The sequence below is a fragment of the Streptomyces sp. ADI95-16 genome (genome assembly GCF_003721495.1).
Taxonomy (GTDB): domain Bacteria; phylum Actinomycetota; class Actinomycetes; order Streptomycetales; family Streptomycetaceae; genus Streptomyces; species Streptomyces goshikiensis.
Map to the genome: position 1 here is coordinate 6,036,110 of NZ_CP033581.1, position 17,475 is coordinate 6,053,584.

The window sequence follows — 17,475 nt, forward strand, 5'->3', positions numbered from 1 at the left end:
GATCCATGAACACCAGCGTCGAAGTACCCCGCGGTCTCGCGGGAGTCGTGGTCACCGAGACCGAACTCGGTGACGTCCGTGGCCGTGAAGGCTTCTACCACTACCGCCAGTACTCGGCCGTCGAGCTCGCCGGGAGCCGTGGCTTCGAGGACGTCTGGCACCTGATGTTCCGCGGCGCCCTGCCCGCCGACGCCGCCGAGAGGGACGCCTTCGCCGCCGAGATCGAGCCGCTGCGCAGGCTGCCCGCCGAGGTGCGGGACGCCCTGCCCGCACTCGCCCGGGCCACCGCCCTGTCCGGCCCGCTCGCCGGACTGCGCACCGCGCTCTCGCTGCTCGGCGCCTCGGCCGGCTTCCGCCCCGTCTACGACCTTGGCCCCGAGCGCCGCGCGGCCGACGCCCTGGCCGCCTGCGCCGCCGTACCGACCCTGCTCACCGCCCTGCACCGGCTCGGGCAGGGCCTGGAACCGGTGGAGCCGCGCGCGGACCTCCCGTACGCCGCCAACTACCTGTACATGCTCACCGGGGAGGAGCCCGACCCGGTCAAGGCCCGCGCGGTCGAGCGGTACCTGATCTCCACGATCGACCACGGGTTCAACGCCTCGACCTTCACCGCCCGTGTGATCGCCTCCACCGGCGCCGATGTCGCGGCCTGTCTGACCGGGGCGATCGGCGCCCTCTCCGGCCCCCTGCACGGCGGCGCCCCCAGCCGGGCCCTGGACACCCTCGACGCCATCGGCACGGCCGACCGCATCGACCCGTGGATCCGCGAACGGGTCCTCGCCGGTGAGCGGATCATGGGCTTCGGACACCCCGTGTACCGCACCGAGGACCCGCGTTCGCGCATGCTGCGCGACACGGCGCGCGAGTTCGGGGGCCCGCTCGTCGACTTCGCGGTCGAGGTCGAGCGGCACGTCGAGCGGATCCTCGCCGAGCTCAAGCCGGGCCGCGAACTGCACACCAACGTGGAGTTCTACGCGGGCGTGGTCATGGAGCTGTGCGGACTGCCGCGCGAGATGTTCACCCCGACCTTCTGCGCGGCCCGCGTGGTCGGCTGGAGCGCCAACATCCTCGAACAGGCCGCCGACTCGAAGATCATCCGGCCGGCCGCCCGGTACACCGGTCCGACCCCGCCGCAGCCGGTCCCCGCACTGGGCTGACCCCGGGCTGGTTACGATCGGCCGGGTGAACAGCAGGCAGCCCATCCCCGTCGTCGTCCTCACCGGATTCCTCGGATCCGGCAAGACCACCGTGCTCAACCACCTCCTGGCCAACCGGGGAGGCACCCGGATCGGGGTCGTCGTCAACGACTTCGGCTCCATCGAGATCGACGCGATGTCGGTGGCCGGCCAGGTCGGCGACTCGATGGTCTCCCTCGGCGGCGGCTGCCTGTGCTGCGCGGTCGACGGCAGCGAACTGGACGCGTACCTGGAGAAGCTCGCCGCGCCCGTCCACCGCATCGACGTGATCGTCATCGAGGCGAGCGGCCTGGCCGAGCCGCAGGAGATGGTCAAGATGCTCTTGGCCAACGAGAACCCGGCGATCCGCTACGGCGGCATGGTGCAGGTCGTGGACGCGGCCGAGTTCGACGCCACCCGGGCCAGGCACCCGGAGACGGACCGCCATCTCGCCGTCGCCGACCTGGTGGTGCTCAACAAGACCGACCGGGTGGACGCCGCCGAGCGGGCCCGGATCGAGGCCGCGCTCGGCACGCTGTGCGGCCCGGGCATCCCCGTCGTAGGGGCGGACCACGGGCGGATCGATCCGGAGCTGCTCTTCGACCGCCGCCCGTGGACGGAGACCCGTGGCCAGCTCTCCTTCGAGGACCTGCTCGCGGAAGCCGCCCACCAGGCCGACGAGGCCGACGAGGCCGACGAGACCGACCCGGCGGACGCGGCCGGACACGACCACGAGCGGTGCGGGCATGTCCACGCGGCCTACGAGAGCATCGAGTTCGTCTCCGAGCAGGCCCTGCACCCGCGCCGGTTCCTCGACTTCCTCGACCGCCGCCCCGCCGGGCTCTACCGGATCAAGGGCTTCGTCCACTTCGGCGTCCCCGGGCACGAGGAGCGCTACGAGGTCCACGCCGTCGGCCGGTTCCTCCGCTTCGCCCCCGGACCCTGGGGCCGGGGCGAAGCACGCCTGACCCAGCTCGTCCTGATCGGCTCCGGCACGGACGGCCTGGCCCTGCTCCGGGAGCTGGAGGCCTGCCGCGAACCGGCCCCGCGGCAGGTGCCCCCGGAGAGCATGTGGGGCGTCCTGCGCTACGTGGACCGGCCCGCGGACGCCCCGGCCGAGGACTGACGCAGCGGGCGCCGCCGGGCCCGCTGCCTCACGCCACCTCCACGCCGTACTCGCCGAGCAGGTCCTCCAGGCCGCCGCGGTAGCCCTTGCCGCCGATCACGAAGTCCCAGTCGCCGTTCGCGCGCCGCCGGAACGAACCGAGGACCAGCGCGGTCTCGCCGGCGCGGCCGTCGGAGACGTCCAGCCGGCCGAGCTCCTCGCCGCCCGCGGACAGCAGGCGGATGTGTGCGTCGGTGAACCCGGCGAGGTCCGCCTGCGGGTCGACCTCCGGGTCGATCGCGGCGACGAGCACCAGACGGTCGGCGCGCTCGGGCAGCGCGTCGAATGAGACCTCCAGAGCCGCCTTGTCGGGCCGCGCGTGCGCGCGGGCCCGTACCGAACCGTCCGGGCTCCGGGGGTTGTTGTAGAAGACGAAGTGGTCCTCGCTCAGCACCCGGCCGCCCTCGCAGACCAGCGCGCACACGTCGAGCGCGACGGACCCCGACCAGGACATGCCCAGTACGTTGTGGTCCGCCGGAGCCGCGGGCTCGGGCGCCGTCTCGGCCGCCCGCCGCGCGGGGGCCGCCGGGGCCGGTGCGCCCCCGCCGAGCCGCCCCCGCAGCCCGTACTGGTGCAGCAGCTCGACGAGGTCCGCTCCGGGAACCAACTCCAGCGGCTTGCCGTTGGCAAAGGTGTACGACCCCGGCCCGAAGGACGCGGTGGTGACCAGCACCCCCTTGTTCGCCCCCTTGTCCTGGACCGTGCCGTACAGATCACGCACGGCCGTCGGCGGCACCGTGTTCCGGTAGCGCTTGACCTGCACCACGATCCGCCCGCCCCGGATCGGAGCCGGGTCCAGCGCCTCCACGTCCACCCCGCCGTCGCCCGACCGCTGGGTGGTCACCGCCTCCATGCCCATCGCCCGGAACAGCTCCGCGACCAGGTTCTCGAAGTCGATCGGATCCATCGCGAACAGGTCCGGCTCGTCGTCCGCGTCGCCGGCGTGCCCGCCGTGGCTCACGACCCCTCCGCCGACCTCGTCGGGACGGCGCCCAGGGCGCACCGCCGTGAGCTGGTCGGGCCGCGCCGAGAGCTGTCCGCCCAGCCCCGAAACCAGACAGTCCACCGCGCTGACCTGCTCCAGCCGCAGCCCCGTGAATGAGGAGTGGACGGCCGACACCATGGCGAGGATGATCTGGGCCTCCCGGCCCGTCGCCGGATCGTGGTCGTCCACAAACCCGTTGACGACCACCGAGTCCAGCGCTCCGAACTCGTCTGCGGCGTAGAGCTCGCGCACCACCAGGAGCAGGCACTGTGCCAACAGGTCCCGGTACAGCGCTCGCCGCTGCGCGGCCGGGCGAGTCGTCTCCTTGTCCTGGTCGATGCTTGGCAGGTAGCGCACCGACTTGGCCTCCGGCACCACTCCGTAACGGGGTAGTTCCCAGTCGAGCACCAGCTGCCGCGCAGCCTGGTCGTACGCTGCCGAGACCTGCCTCGGCAGTTCCTCGGGCCAGGCCGTGGAAGCGTAGAGCGCGGCCGAGAAATACTCCACCACGGCGTCCGCCTCACCCGCGCGCAATTTACCGGCCAGCTCGTTCAGCCCGCGGTTGTGCGCACGGATCCCGACGAGCTGCTCGGCCGCCCACCGGTCGTACTGCTGCCGGTGATCGGCGAGCTGCTGGCGGCGGCGCGCCTCGGCAGCTTGCGCCTTCTGGCTGGCCCGCGTGAACTGGGCGTGAGCCTCGCGTTCCGCCTGGACCCGCCGGTAGGAACCGAGGGCCATGCCGCTGCTCTGCTCCAGGAACTGCTCGATTCGGGGTGTCGCCACTGGCTGGGCCAACGCCCCCGGGCGGAATGCTTCGAGCACCTCGGACCGCACGAGCGAGGCCATACGGAACGCCGTCGCTCGGCAGCCCGTTACCAACAGGTCCCGCAGCGCTGCGACCTCGGCCTCTATGCCCTCTGTGCGGCGCCGAGCCTCGGCTTCCCGATGCTGTCGGTAGGCGGCCTGCTGCTCGCGCTCGCCCCGGGCAACGTCCCGGTCCCACGCCCGTCGGCGACGCTCCGCCTCGCGATGCTGGATCACCTGCGTCTGCTGCTGCCTGCGCCGAGCTTCGGCCCAGTTCCCGATCAACCCACTCGATTGACGGCTCATCAGCATTCCCCCGCCCCACCACAAGCACCAACGGGAAAACACTAGTCGCCAATCGGGTGGTACGTCTCCCGGACGCACCACCCGAATGCCGTTCCGCCGTCCTACAGCGCGGGCCCCGTCAGCGCCGCGACGACCGCGGGCAGTGGCGCCCCCGAGCCGTCGCGGCGCGGGTCCACGGCCGGGAGTTCGGCCGGAGTGCCGTTCGCCGCGGCCGCCCGGACCGGCGCGTTGCCCGCCCAGGCCAGCACCAGTACGTCCTCGCCCTTCAGGAACCGCTGGCAGCGCACGCCGCCGGTGGCCCGGCCCTTGCGCGGGTACTGGTCGAACGGGGTCAGCTTCCCGGAGGTCACCGAGTCGTCCAGCGTCCCGTGCGAACCCGCCACCGTGAACACGAAGGCGTCCCGGGCCGGGTCCACCGCCGAGAAGTGGATCACCTTGGCGTTGTCGGAGAGCTTGATGCCCGCCATTCCGCCCGCCGGGCGGCCCTGCGGGCGCACCTGGCTCGCGGGGTAGCGCAGCAGCTGGGTGTCGTCCGTGATGAAGACCAGGTCCTCTTCGCCGGTCCGCAGCTCCACCGCGCCGACGATCCGGTCGCCGTCCTTGAGGGTGATGACCTCCAGCTCGTCCTTGTTCGCCGGGTAGTCCGGCACGACGCGCTTGACCACGCCCTGTTCGGTACCCAGCGCCAGACCCTGCGAGGACTCGTCCAGCGAGGTCAGGCAGACGACCTTCTCGTCCGCCTCCAGCCCGGAGAGGAACTCGGCGACCGGGGCGCCGCCGGCCAGGTTCGGCGCGGCGTGGGTGTCCGGCAGCTGCGGCAGGTCGATCACCGAGAGCCGCAGCAGCCGCCCGTACGAGGTGACCACGCCCACGTCCGCCCGGGCCGTCGCCGCGACCTGCGAGACGATCAGGTCGTGCTTGGCGCGGGCGCCGCCCTCCTCCTGCGGGAGGGCTTCCCCGTTCGCGGTGCGGGCCAGCAGGCCCGTGGACGACAGCAGCACCCGGCACGGGGTGTCCGCGACCTCCAGCGGAACCGCCGCCACCGGTGTGCCGGCCGACTCCAGCAGCACCGTACGGCGCTCGGTGCCGAACTTCTTCGCGACTGCCGCCAGTTCCGCCGAGACCAGCTTGCGCAGCTCGCTGTCGGACTCCAGGATCCCGGTCAGCTCGTCGATCTCGCCGTTCAGCCGGTCGCGCTCGGACTCCAGCTCGATCCGGTCGAAGCGGGTGAGGCGGCGCAGCGGGGTGTCCAGGATGTACTGGGTCTGGATCTCGCTCAGCGAGAAGCGCTCGATCAGCCGCTCCTTCGCCTGCGCGGAGTTGTCGCTGTCCCGGATGAGGCGGATGACCTCGTCGATGTCGAGCAGGGCCACGAGCAGGCCCTCGACCAGGTGCAGCCGGTCGCGGCGCTTGGTCCGGCGGAACTCGCTGCGGCGGCGCACGACCTCGAAGCGGTGGTCGAGGTAGACCTCCAGCAGCTCCTTGAGGCCGAGCGTCAGCGGCTGTCCGTCGACCAGCGCGACGTTGTTGATGCCGAAGGACTCCTCCATCGGCGTCAGCTTGTAGAGCTGCTCCAGGACGGCCTCCGGGTGGAAGCCGTTCTTGATCTCGATGACCAGGCGCAGGCCGTGCGAGCGGTCGGTGAGGTCCTTGACGTCCGCGATGCCCTGGAGCTTCTTCGAGCCGACCAGGTCCTTGATCTTCGCGATGACCTTCTCGGGGCCGACCGTGAAGGGCAGTTCGGTGACGACCAGGCCCTTGCGGCGCGCCGTCACGGTCTCGACCGCCACCGTCGCGCGGATCTTGAAGGTGCCGCGGCCGTTCTCGTAGGCGTCCTTGATCCCGGAGAGGCCGACGATCCGGCCGCCGGTCGGCAGGTCGGGACCCGGTACGAAGCGCATCAGCGCCTCCAGGTCCGCCTGCGGGTACCGGATCAGGTGCCGGGCGGCCGCGATGACCTCGCCCAGGTTGTGCGGGGGCATGTTGGTGGCCATGCCGACCGCGATCCCGGACGCGCCGTTGACCAGCAGGTTCGGGTAGGCGGCGGGCAGGGCCACCGGCTCCCGCTCCTGGCCGTCGTAGTTGGCGGTGAAATCGACCGTGTCCTCGTCGATCGACTCCGTCATCAGCGACGTGGCGTCGGCCATCTTGCACTCGGTGTAACGCATGGCGGCCGGCGGGTCGTCGTTGCCGAGCGAACCGAAGTTGCCGTGGCCGTCGACCAGCGGCAGCCGCATCGAGAAGGGCTGGGCCATGCGCACGAGGGCGTCGTAGATCGACGCGTCACCGTGCGGGTGCAGCTTGCCCATGACCTCGCCGACGACGCGGGCGCACTTCACGTATCCGCGGTCGGGGCGCAGGCCCATCTCGTTCATCTGGTAGACGATGCGCCGGTGCACCGGCTTCATGCCGTCCCGGGCGTCGGGCAGGGCGCGGGAGTAGATCACCGAGTACGCGTACTCGAGGAAGGAGCCCTGCATTTCGTCGACGACGTCGATGTCGAGGATCTTCTCCTCGAAATCCTCCGGCGGCGGGGTCTTCGTGCTGCGGCGGGCCATCGCTGCGCGGCTCCTTAACCAAGAAAGGTCTGCTGGGGGTCTGGCTGGTGTTCTGACGGGGTCCGAGTCGGGTGACGCGGACCATTGTGTCCCGAGGCACCGACAACGCCGACTCCGACCCTGGGGGTCCCCCCGGACGGAGTCGTGCGGGGGAACGGGACCCGGGAACTTCTACGGGCATCGGCGCGCTTGCATACAGTGGCAGGTCTGACACAAATCTCTGCATCGCGATCGAAGGGACCACATGCCCATGGGTCACACGGCCACAGCCCAGGCCGGCTCCGGCGGCCTGACAGCGACCGAGCACCGGCTGGCCAACGGCCTGCGCGTGGTGCTCTCCGAGGACCACTTGACCCCGGTCGCCGCGGTCTGCCTCTGGTACGACGTAGGCTCGCGCCATGAAGTCAAGGGGCGAACCGGCCTGGCTCACCTCTTCGAGCACCTGATGTTCCAGGGCTCGGCGAGCGTACCCGGCAACGGGCACTTCGAGCTCGTCCAGGGTGCCGGCGGTTCGCTCAACGGCACGACGAGCTTCGAGCGCACCAACTATTTCGAGACCATGCCGACCCACCAGCTGGAGCTCGCGCTCTGGCTGGAGGCGGACCGGATGGGCTCGCTGCTCGTCGCCCTCGACGACGAGTCGATGGAGAACCAGCGCGACGTCGTCAAGAACGAGCGCCGCCAGCGCTACGACAACGTGCCGTACGGCACGGCGTTCGAGCGGCTGACCGCCCTCGCCTACCCCGAGGGCCACCCGTACCACCACACCCCGATCGGCTCGATGGCCGACCTGGACGCGGCCTCGCTGGAGGACGCGCGCGCCTTCTTCCGCACGTACTACGCGCCCAACAACGCGGTGCTGTCGGTCGTCGGCGACATCGACCCCGAGCAGACGCTCGCGTGGATCGAGAAGTACTTCGGCTCCATCCCCTCGCACGACGGCAAGCAGCCGCCGCGCGACGGATCGCTGCCGGAGGTCATGGGCAAGCAGCTCCGCGAGGAGATCGTCGAGCAGGTCCCGGCGCGCGCCCTGATGGCCGCCTACCGGCTCCCGCACGACGGCACCCGCGAGTGCGACGCCGCCGACGTGGCGCTGACGATCCTGGGCGGCGGCGAGTCCTCGCGGCTCCACAACCGCCTGGTACGCCGTGACCAGAGCGCCGTCGCGGCCGGTTTCGGCCTGCTCCGGCTGGCCGGCGCGCCGTCGCTCGGCTGGCTGGACGTCAAGACCTCCGGCGGCGTCGAGGTCCCCGGCATCGAAGCCGCCGTGGACGAGGAACTCGCCCGGTTCGCCGCCGAGGGCCCCACCGCCGAGGAGATGGAGCGCGCCCAGGCGCAGCTGGAGCGGGAGTGGCTGGACCGGCTGAGCACCGTCTCCGGCCGCGCCGACGAACTGTGCCGCTTCGCGGTGCTGTTCGGTGACCCGCAGCTGGCCCTGACCGCGGTCAAGCGGCTCCTCGACATCACCGCCGAGGAGGTCCAGGCCGTGGCCGCGGCCCGACTGCGCCCGGACAACCGGGCGGTGCTGGTGTACGAGCCGCTCACGGGCCCGGACACCGACGCCGACGACGCCGAGCACACCGAGCACTCCGAGAACGAGGGGGCGGAGCAGTGAGCGACACCGCAGCCGTCACGATGACCTTCCACCCGCGCCCCGAGGCCGGCGAGGCCCGGCCGTGGGCCTTCCCGGCCCCCGAGCGCGGCGCGCTCCCCAACGGCCTGACCCTGCTGCGCTGCCACCGCCCGGGCCAGCAGGTCATCGCCGTCGAGATCAACCTCGCGGCCCCGCTGGACGCCGAGCCCGAGGGCCTGGACGGGGTGGCCACCATCATGGCCCGCGCCCTGTCCGAAGGCACCGACAAGCACTCCGCCGAGGAGTTCGCTGCCGAGCTGGAGCGCTGCGGCGCCACCCTCGACGCGCACGCCGACCACCCGGGCATCCGGGTCTCCCTGGAGGTGCCGGCCTCCCGCCTGGCCAAGGCCCTCGGCCTGCTCTCCGAGGCGCTGCGCGCGCCCGCCTTCGCGGACAGCGAGGTCGGCCGGCTGGTGCGCAACCGGCTCGACGAGATCCCGCACGAGCTGGCCAACCCGCAGCGCCGCGCCGCCAAGCAGCTCTCCCAGGAGCTGTTCCCGGCCGGCCTGCGGATGTCCCGCCCGCGCCAGGGCACGGAGGAGACGGTCGCCCGTATCGACTCCGCGGCCGTGCGCGCCTTCTACGAGGCCCACGTACGCCCCGCCACCGCCACCGCGGTGGTCGTCGGCGACCTGACCGGCATCGACCTCGACGCCGTCCTCGCGGAGACCCTGGGCACCTGGACCGGCGACTTCGCGGAGCCGCGACCGGTTCCGCCGGTCACCGCCGACGACACCGGCCGCGTGGTCATCGTGGACCGGCCCGGCGCGGTCCAGACGCAGCTGCTGATCGGCCGTACCGGCGCCGACCGGCACGACCGCGTCTGGGCGGCCCAGGTGCTCGGCACGTACTGCCTCGGCGGCACCCTGACCTCCCGTCTGGACAAGGTCCTGCGCGAGGAGAAGGGGTACACGTACGGCGTACGCGCCTTCGGCCAGGTGCTGCGCTCCACGGCCGACGGCAAGGGCGCCTCGATGCTCGCCATCAGCGGTTCGGTGGACACGCCGAACACCGGCCCGGCGCTGGACGACCTCTGGAAGGTGCTGCGCACCCTCGCCGAGGGCGGCCTGACCGATGCCGAACGGGACGTGGCGGTGCAGAACTTGGTGGGCGTGGCCCCGCTGAAGTTCGAGACCGCGGCCTCCGTCGCGGGCACGCTCGCCGACCAGGTCGAGCAGGAGCTGCCGGACGACTACCAGGCGCACCTGTACGCGCAGCTCGCCGACACCGGCACCGTGGAGGCGACTTCGGCCGTCGTCAACGCGTTCCCGGTGGACCGGCTGGTAACGGTGCTGGTGGGCGACGCCGCCGAGATCGAGGGACCGGTGCGGGCCCTCGGGATCGGTGACGTCACGGTGGTCACCAACTAGACGGATCCGGAAGCGGTTCCCAAGGGGTCTCGGCGGCTTGTCCGCCGGGGCCCCTTATGTCTGTTTAGCGCTGAGGTTGCGTGTATGTGGTGTGGCGTACGCAACAAAAGCGCGAGTCTGTTTGGCGATTGACTGATGATCCGCCTAGCGTCAGGCGTGCTGTTCGTCAGTTGTAACCGCCGCATCCGCGGCACCGGACAGCGATCGCCGAGTCCCCGTCAGGCGCGAGCCTGGGGAGCCGGGGACCCACATGCGTCCCTGGGGTGAATCGGACCGCCTCGTCAGAGGGGGCCCGTAGGAGACCTTCCTGCTCCGAACCCGTCAGCTAACCCGGTAGGCGAGAGGGAAGGAAAGGATCAGCCCCTTCATGGCGTTTGGCAGTCGTGCCGCCGGCAAGCACCGTGGTTCCAGCCGTCTGAGCCGCAAGACCGCCGGCTACGCCGGCATAGCAGCCCTCGCCACCACCGGTGTCGTCGGCTCCATCGCCGCCCCCGCGTTCGCCGCGGACGGCAAGGCCCTCTCCATGGAGGACACCGGCCTGAACGCCGTGGTCGTCGCCGAGGACCTCCAGGGCGAGATCCAGGCCCAGGCCGACTCCCAGGAGCGCGCCGCCGAGGTCGCCGCCGTCAAGGCGCAGGCCGAAGCCGACGCCAAGCAGCAGGCCGCGGAGGCCAAGCGCGTGGCCGAGGCCAAGGCGAAGGCCGAGCGCGACGCCGCGGAGCGCGCGGCCCGCGAGGAGGAGCGCAAGCGCCTCAACACCTTCGTCGCCCCCGTCGAGGACTCGTACGTCAGCACCCAGTGGCACGCGGGCGGCGGCATGTGGTCCTCCGGCAGCCATACGGGCATCGACTTCCACGCGGCCTCCGGCACCACGGTGCACGCGGTCGGCGCGGGCACCGTCGTCGAGTCGGGCAACGGCGGCGCGTACGGCAACAACGTCGTCATCAAGCACAACGACGGCACCTACACCCAGTACGGCCACATGTCCTCGCTGGGCGTCTCGGTCGGCCAGCAGGTCACCGCGGGCCAGCAGATCGGCCTGTCGGGCTCCACCGGCAACTCCAGCGGCCCGCACCTGCACTTCGAGGCCCGCACCGGCCCCCAGTACGGCTCGGACATCGACCCGGTGGCGTACCTGCGCTCGCACGGCGTCAACGTCTGACCAGGCGCCGCGTTTCGCACCGCTTCGAGGAAGACCCCGGCTCATCGAGCCGGGGTCTTCCTCTTTTTTATGGCAAATATTTCGAATATCCGGCCGTACTCGGAAATTATCGTGTGTTGCAATAGAGTCGCAGCACGGTAGTCGGAATGAGGCGGAGGTTCGGTTTTGCGTATTCCTGCGCGCGCGGTGTGCACGGCGATCCGCGACGACATCGTCTCCGGGGTCTTCGGGCCGGGCAGCAGGCTGACCGAGGAGGTGCTGGCCCGGCGGTACGGGGTCTCGCGCGTCCCCGTGCGCGAGGCGCTGCGGACCCTGGAGTCCGAGGGGTTCGTCACCACCCGGCGGCACGCCGGCGCCTGCGTGGCCGAGCCGACCGAGCAGGAGGCCGCGGACCTCCTTGAGGTACGGATGCTGCTGGAGCCCCTCGCCGCCGCCCGGGCCGCCCGCCGGCGCACGGAGGCGCACCTGAAGGTGCTGCGCGGGCTGGTCAGGCTGGGGCAGGAGCGGGCCAGGAGGGGCCAGGGGGAGGATCTGCGGGCCCTGGGCGGCTGGTTCCACGAGACGCTCGCCCAGGCCTCGGGCAGTCCGGGGCTGATCGCGCTGCTGACGCAGATGCGGCACAAGGTGGCCTGGATGTACGCGGTGGAGGCCCCGGAGCGGCCCGCCGAGTCCTGGGCGGAGCGCGGCGCGATCGTGGACGCGGTGGCCCGGGGCGACGCCGAGCGGGCGCGGGCGCTCACCGCGATCCACGCGGACCGGGCGGCGGGGACGCACCGGCTCCGGGTGAGGACTTCGCAACCTGCCGTAAACATGTCGAGCGGCCCCCATTAACAAGAGCCGTATACAAAGGCCGGACGGGGCCGATATCGGCGCGCGATATTGCGCGGTGGCGGATATTCGCGGGGCAGGCGGGTCTGATTCCGGCCGCTTGGGCTGCTTGGAATATCGAATTCGCGAAGGGGCTGCGCGCCGCGAATGCGGCGGCCGGTGTCCGAAAACGCGTGAGCCGTGGTCCCCGGTGTTCCGGGGCCACGGCTCGTTCGCGTACGGGCGAGGGTCGGACCCGAGGGTCGAACCCGAAGGGTCAGACGGTCTCCGGGAGCTCGTCCAGGCCCTCGGCGACCAGCTTCGCGAGCCGGTCCAGCGCGGCCTCGGCACCCTCGGCGTCGGAGGCGAGGACGATCTCCTCGCCGCCCTGGGCGCCCAGGCCCAGGACCGCCAGCATGGAGGCGGCGTTGACGGGGTCGCCGCCCGCCTTCGCGATGGTCACCGGGACGCCGGAAGCGGTCGTCGCGCGGACGAAGATCGAGGCGGGACGAGCGTGCAGGCCCTCGGCCCACCCGACGTTGACGCGGCGCTCTGCCATGGTGATGCCCTTCAGGTTCTTACGGTTGTCTAGACCAGTCTCTCACGGCACCCGGAATGCTTCGACCGGCCTTCGGTCATAATCCGCAGCGGTTCGACCTTCCCCAGCTTGCACTGATTTGACCCCGCTTGTCGTATGCGCCGCGCGGGCGCTGTCCGGCCCGCCCTGGCCTTAAGGTGGCCCCCATGACGACCGAGTCGGCCCCCGCGTACCCGGCCCACTGGGAAGCCGACGTCGTGCTGCGCGACGGCGGCACCGCCCGGATCCGGCCGATCACCACCGAGGACGCGGACCGGCTCGTCAGCTTCTACGAACAGGTCTCCGACGAGTCGAAGTACTACCGGTTCTTCGCCCCGTACCCCCGGCTGTCCGCCCGCGACGTGCACCGCTTCACGCACCACGACTACGTGGACCGCGTCGGCCTCGCGGCGACCATCGGCGGCGAGTTCATCGGCACCGTCCGCTACGACCGGATCGACGCCACCGGCCGCCCGGCCTCCGCGCCCGCCGACGAGGCCGAGGTCGCCTTCCTCGTCCAGGACGCCCACCAGGGCCGCGGCGTGGCCTCCGCCCTGCTCGAACACATCGGCGCGGTCGCACGCGAGCGGGGCATCCGCGGGTTCGCCGCCGAGGTGCTGCCCGCCAACACCAAGATGATCAAAGTCTTCACCGACGCCGGCTACCAGCAGAAGCGCAGCTTCGAGGACGGCTCCGTCCACCTCACCCTCGACCTCGAACCCACCGCCGAGTCCCTCGCCGTCCAGCGCGCCCGCGAACAGCGCGCCGAGGCCCGCTCCGTGCAGCGGCTGCTCGCCCCCGGCTCGGTCGCCGTCGTCGGAGTCAGCCGCTCCGGCGGCGGCGTCGGCGCGTCCGTGCTGCGCAACCTGCGCGACAGCGGCTTCCACGGGCACCTCTACGCCGTCAACGAGGCGGCCTCCACCGATCTGCTGGACGGCGTACGGGCCTACCGCGCGGTCGCGGACATCGGGGCCCCGGTCGACCTCGCGGTGATCGCCGTCCCCGCCGAGCGGGTTCCCGAGGCCGTCGCGGCCTGCGGCGACCACGGGGTGCAGGGCCTCGTCGTCCTCTCCGCCGGATACGGGGAGAGCGGGCCGCAGGGCGCGGCCCGGCAGCGCGAACTGCTGCGCCAGGTGCGCTCGTACGGGATGCGGCTGATCGGCCCCAACGCCTTCGGGGTGATCAACACGGCCCCCGACGTGGAGCTGAACGCCTCACTGGCCCCCGCCCCGGCGCCGGCCCGCGGCCGGATCGGGCTGTTCACCCAGTCCGGCGCGATCGGCATCGCACTGCTCTCCGCGCTGGTCCGGCGCGGCGCGGGGCTGTCCTCGTTCGTCTCCGCGGGCAACCGGGCGGACGTCTCCGGGAACGACATCCTCCAGTACTGGTACGAGGACGAGGCCACGGACGTCGCCCTGCTGTACCTCGAAACCCTCGGCAACCCGCGGAAGTTCAGCCGGCTCGCCCGCCGCACGGCGGCCGTGAAGCCGGTCGTGGTCGCGAAGGGCGGCCGCCACACCCCGGCCGGGCACGTCGTGCCGGGGACCCGGCTGTCCGACGACACCGTCTCGGCGCTGCTCCGGCAGGCGGGCGTCATCCGGGTCGACACGGTCACGGAGCTGGTCGACGTCGGCCTGCTGCTCGCCGGGCAGCCGCTGCCCGCCGGGCCGCGGGTGGCGATCCTCGGGAACTCGGAGTCGTTGGGCGTGATCGCCTACGACGCCTGCCTCACGGAGCGGCTGCGGCCGTCGGCCCCGCTCGACCTGACGACGGACGCCTCCCCGGAGGACTTCCGGGCCGCGCTCGGCTCGGCGCTCGCCGCCGACACCAACGACGCCGTCATCGTGACCGCGATCCCGGGCGTGAGCGAGCACGCCCTCGCGGCCGACCTGGCCGACGCGCTGCGCGCGGCGGTGGCCGAGCACCCGGGCAAGCCGGTGGCGGTGGTGCACGTGGAACTCGGCGCCCTCGCCGCCGCCCTCTCCCCGGACTCCCCTCCCCCTGGGACCTGCGGCGTGGGGCTTCGCCCCGGCACCTGCCCCCGCCACATCGGCCGGCGCCCCGGAACCCGCCGCTCCCGCCCCCGCCACGGCGCCGGAGTCGGCGCCCCTGGTGCCCCGCGAGCAGCCCGCCGAGGCCGAGGGTGACGCCGGCCGGCAGGCGTGCCGCATCCCCACCTACCCCGCCGCCGAGCGCGCCGTACGGGCCGTCGCCGAGGCCGTCCGCTACGGCCAGTGGCGGCGGGCCAACGCCGAACCCGGCCAGGTCCCCGCGTACGAGGACATCGACGAGAGCGGGGCCGCCGCCCAGCTCGCCCGGCTGCTGACCGGGGTCGCGGCCGCCGACGTACTCACCCTCGACGACACCGACGCGCACGCGCTCCTCGGGCGCTACGGGATCCGCGTCGTGCGCACCCTGCCCGCCCCCACCCCGGACGCCGCCGCCGGCGCGGCCCGGGCCCTCGGCTACCCGGTGGCCCTCAAGACCACCGCCCCGCACCTGCGCCACCGCGCGGACCTGGGCGGCGTACGACTGGACCTGACCACCGAGGAAGAACTCCGCCGCGCCTACGACGAGCTCACCGAGACCCACGGGAAGCCCGCCGAGCTGCTCCCCGTCGTCCAGGCCATGGTCCCCCGGGGCGTCGACACCGTCGTCCGCTCCGTCATCGACGCCGCCGCGGGCGCCGTCCTCTCCTTCGGGCTCGCCGGCGTCGCCTCCGAGCTGCTCGGCGACACCGCGCACCGCCTCGTCCCGGCCGCCGACCGCGACGTGGCCGCGCTGATCCGGTCGATCCGCACCGCGCCCCTGCTCTTCGGCTGGCGCGGCAGCGACCCCGTCGACACCCCGGCCCTGGAGGAGCTGCTGCTGCGGCTGTCCCGCCTGGTCGACGACCATCCCGAGGTGGTCGGCGTATCCCTGGAACCCGTCGTCGTCGCCACCGGGGGACTGTCCGTACTGAGCGCCACCGTCCGCGTCGCGCACCCGCCCGCCCGCACGGATCTCGGCCCGCGCACGCTCCCCAGCTACTGACCGGGCCACCGGGCGGGCGGCGGGGGCCGTCGGGGGAGCCCGGGGTGCCCCGTACGGGCCTTAGGATGGACCTCATGGCGAAATCCGGTACGACGACCCAGGGGCTGCGCGCGGCGATCGAGCGCAGCGGCTACTACCCGGCCCTCGTGGCCGAGGCGGTTGAGGCCGCCGTGGGCGGCGAGCCGATCTCGTCGTACCTGGTCCACCAGGAGACCACCTTCGACTCCAACGAGGTGCGCCGGCACGTCACCGTCCTGGTGCTCACCGGCAACCGCTTCATCGTCAGCCACACCGACGAGCAGGCCGCCGACGCCGGGTCGCCCTCCCCGTACGCGACGACCTCGACCGAGTCGGTCAAGCTCGCCAGCATCTCATCGGTGGTGCTGAGCCGCGTCGTCGCGAACCCGGAGTCGTACACGCCGGGCCAGCTGCCCCGCGAGGTGGTCCTGACCATCGGCTGGGGCGCGGTCTCGCGCATCGACCTGGAGCCCGCCGCCTGCGGCGACCAGAACTGCGACGCCGACCACGGCTACACCGGCAACTCCACCGCCGACGACCTCAGCCTGCGCGTGAGCGAGGCGGGCGACGGCCCCGAGGCCGTCCGTCAGACCCTGCTCTTCGCGCAGGCGCTCTCCGAGGCCACCGCCGCCACGTCCGCACCCAGCGCCCGCTGATGTCGTACTCCGCCCCCGCGAACTGGGACGAACCGGAGCTGCTCGACCTCACCGGGGCACCCGTCCCCCAGTACGGCACCGGCTCGCTCGCCGATCTGCTGCCGACCCTCGTGGCCGGCCAGGGCGTCCCCGGGTTCACCGCCGGGATCGCCGAGCTGACCCCCGCCGACCGGAACTGCGTGTTCCTGATCGACGGCATGGGCTGGGAGCAGATAAAGGCCCACCCCGACGAGGCCCCCTTCCTGGCCTCCCTGCTCGGCAGCTCGCGCGGCGGCACCGGCCTGCCGATCACCTCCGGCTTCCCCGCGACCACCGCCACCTCCCTGGCCTCCGTCGGCACCGGCCTGCCCCCCGCGCGGCACGGCCTGCCCGGCTACGCGGTGCGCAACCCGGCCTCCGGCGAGCTGATGAACCAGCTGCGCTGGCAGCCGTGGACCGCGCCGAAGCCCTGGCAGCCGTACCCCACGGTCTTCCAGCAGGCGGACGCGGCCGGCGTCCACACCGCGCAGGTGTCCGCGCCGGCCTTCCAGAACACCCCGCTCACCAAGATCGCGCTGAGCGGCGGCACCTTCCACGGCCGGATGACCGGCGAGGAGCGGATGGACCTCGCGGCCATCCAGCTCGCCGCCGGGGAGCGCTCGCTGGTGTACACGTACTACAGCGAGCTCGACGGGGCCGGCCACCGGCACGGCGTGGACTCCGACGCCTGGCGCGGCCAGTTGATGCACGTGGACCGGCTGGTGCGGCGGCTCGCCGAGCAACTGCCGCCGCGCACCGCGCTGTACGTGACCTCCGACCACGGCATGGTCGACGTGCCGTTCGACGAGGACTCCCGGATCGACTTCGACGAGGACTGGGAGCTGGGCGCGGGCGTGGCCCTGCTCGGCGGCGAGGGCCGGGCCCGGCACGTGTACGCGGTGCCGGGCGCGGAAGCAGACGTACTCACCGTGTGGCGTGAGGTGCTCGGCGACCGGTTCTGGGTCGCGAGCCGCCAAGAGGCCCTGGAACTGGGCTGGTTCGGAACGCCGGGGGAGTGCGACGAGCGGGTGCTCGGCCGGATCGGCGATGTGATCGCGGCCGCGCACGCGGATGTCGCGATCACCGCGTCCCGCAACGAGCCCAACGAATCGGCCCTCACCGGCATGCACGGCTCCCTGACGGCCGCCGAGCAGCTGGTCCCGCTGCTCGAAGTCCGCTCCTGACCCCTTCCGCTCCGCACGACCCGA

11 protein-coding genes, 1 pseudogene and 1 riboswitch are annotated in these 17,475 nt (G+C 72.5%); of the genes and pseudogenes, 9 read left to right on the forward strand and 3 right to left on the reverse strand.

All coding sequences use genetic code 11. From position 1 onward, the window contains the following. Positions 1 to 5: 5 nt before the first annotated feature. The gene (locus tag EES41_RS27065) at positions 6 to 1,157 is read left to right on the forward strand and encodes a citrate synthase/methylcitrate synthase (protein ID WP_123080680.1); all 1,152 of its coding nucleotides are present in this window, start codon (positions 6 to 8) and stop codon (positions 1,155 to 1,157) included. A gap of 25 nt (positions 1,158 to 1,182) precedes the next feature. Next, positions 1,183 to 2,301, forward strand: a complete 1,119-nt coding sequence (locus EES41_RS27070; protein WP_123080681.1) for a GTP-binding protein — start codon at positions 1,183 to 1,185, stop codon at positions 2,299 to 2,301. A gap of 28 nt (positions 2,302 to 2,329) precedes the next feature. Here EES41_RS27070 and EES41_RS27075 read toward each other — a convergent pair whose 3' ends face one another. Together EES41_RS27075 and EES41_RS27080 are read right to left on the reverse strand one after the other, a co-directional pair. Beyond that, entirely contained in the window at positions 2,330 to 4,435 is a 2,106-nt protein-coding gene (locus tag EES41_RS27075) for a restriction endonuclease (RefSeq protein WP_174261750.1), read from the reverse strand. A gap of 101 nt (positions 4,436 to 4,536) precedes the next feature. After that, complete coding sequence (locus EES41_RS27080) at positions 4,537 to 6,993, reverse strand: DNA topoisomerase (ATP-hydrolyzing) subunit A (RefSeq protein ID WP_123080683.1); 2,457 nt, start codon at positions 6,991 to 6,993, stop codon at positions 4,537 to 4,539. A 250-nt stretch (positions 6,994 to 7,243) separates the two neighbouring features. Between EES41_RS27080 and EES41_RS27085 the strand changes: the two genes are divergently transcribed. From EES41_RS27085 to EES41_RS27100, 4 genes are all read left to right on the forward strand, one after another. Beyond that, on the forward strand, positions 7,244 to 8,608 hold the full coding sequence (locus tag EES41_RS27085; RefSeq protein ID WP_123080684.1) for a pitrilysin family protein: 1,365 nt from the start codon (positions 7,244 to 7,246) through the stop codon (positions 8,606 to 8,608). A 20-nt stretch (positions 8,609 to 8,628) separates the two neighbouring features. Beyond that, positions 8,629 to 9,996, forward strand: a complete 1,368-nt coding sequence (locus EES41_RS27090; protein ID WP_123082715.1) for a pitrilysin family protein — start codon at positions 8,629 to 8,631, stop codon at positions 9,994 to 9,996. Positions 9,997 to 10,191: 195 nt separating this feature from the next. Continuing rightward, a riboswitch (cyclic di-AMP (ydaO/yuaA leader) is annotated at positions 10,192 to 10,351 on the forward strand. Positions 10,352 to 10,363: 12 nt separating this feature from the next. After that, a complete protein-coding gene (locus EES41_RS27095) occupies positions 10,364 to 11,158 on the forward strand; it encodes a M23 family metallopeptidase (RefSeq protein WP_123080685.1) in 795 nt (264 codons plus the stop codon). A gap of 165 nt (positions 11,159 to 11,323) precedes the next feature. Beyond that, the gene (locus tag EES41_RS27100) at positions 11,324 to 11,989 is read left to right on the forward strand and encodes a GntR family transcriptional regulator (RefSeq protein ID WP_123080686.1); all 666 of its coding nucleotides are present in this window, start codon (positions 11,324 to 11,326) and stop codon (positions 11,987 to 11,989) included. Positions 11,990 to 12,242: 253 nt separating this feature from the next. Here EES41_RS27100 and EES41_RS27105 read toward each other — a convergent pair whose 3' ends face one another. After that, on the reverse strand, positions 12,243 to 12,524 hold the full coding sequence (locus EES41_RS27105) for an HPr family phosphocarrier protein (RefSeq protein ID WP_008741369.1): 282 nt from the start codon (positions 12,522 to 12,524) through the stop codon (positions 12,243 to 12,245). A gap of 185 nt (positions 12,525 to 12,709) precedes the next feature. Between EES41_RS27105 and EES41_RS27110 the strand changes: the two are divergent. The 3 genes and pseudogenes from EES41_RS27110 to EES41_RS27120 all read left to right on the forward strand — a co-directional run bounded on the left by EES41_RS27110 (position 12,710) and on the right by EES41_RS27120 (position 17,451). Continuing rightward, positions 12,710 to 15,575 (forward strand): annotated as a pseudogene (locus EES41_RS27110) (GNAT family N-acetyltransferase). A gap of 65 nt (positions 15,576 to 15,640) precedes the next feature. After that, the gene (locus tag EES41_RS27115) at positions 15,641 to 16,249 is read left to right on the forward strand and encodes a DUF5998 family protein (protein WP_174261751.1); all 609 of its coding nucleotides are present in this window, start codon (positions 15,641 to 15,643) and stop codon (positions 16,247 to 16,249) included. Beyond that, positions 16,249 to 17,451: an alkaline phosphatase family protein gene (locus EES41_RS27120; RefSeq protein ID WP_123080687.1), complete on the forward strand. Its 1,203-nt coding sequence runs from the start codon at positions 16,249 to 16,251 to the stop codon at positions 17,449 to 17,451. The genes EES41_RS27115 and EES41_RS27120 overlap by 1 nt, the downstream gene beginning before the upstream one ends. Positions 17,452 to 17,475: the final 24 nt, after the last annotated feature.

Coding starts and splice junctions, on each gene's coding strand:
- EES41_RS27085 (WP_123080684.1), top strand. CDS start 7,244: ATGGGTCACACGGCCACAGCCCAGGCCGGCTCCGGCGGCCTGACAGCG.
- EES41_RS27065 (WP_123080680.1), top strand. CDS start 6: ATGAACACCAGCGTCGAAGTACCCCGCGGTCTCGCGGGAGTCGTGGTC.
- EES41_RS27120 (WP_123080687.1), top strand. CDS start 16,249: ATGTCGTACTCCGCCCCCGCGAACTGGGACGAACCGGAGCTGCTCGAC.
- EES41_RS27115 (WP_174261751.1), top strand. CDS start 15,641: ATGGACCTCATGGCGAAATCCGGTACGACGACCCAGGGGCTGCGCGCG.
- EES41_RS27095 (WP_123080685.1), top strand. CDS start 10,364: ATGGCGTTTGGCAGTCGTGCCGCCGGCAAGCACCGTGGTTCCAGCCGT.
- EES41_RS27080 (WP_123080683.1), bottom strand. CDS start 6,993: ATGGCCCGCCGCAGCACGAAGACCCCGCCGCCGGAGGATTTCGAGGAG.
- EES41_RS27090 (WP_123082715.1), top strand. CDS start 8,629: ATGACCTTCCACCCGCGCCCCGAGGCCGGCGAGGCCCGGCCGTGGGCC.
- EES41_RS27105 (WP_008741369.1), bottom strand. CDS start 12,524: ATGGCAGAGCGCCGCGTCAACGTCGGGTGGGCCGAGGGCCTGCACGCT.
- EES41_RS27075 (WP_174261750.1), bottom strand. CDS start 4,435: ATGAGCCGTCAATCGAGTGGGTTGATCGGGAACTGGGCCGAAGCTCGG.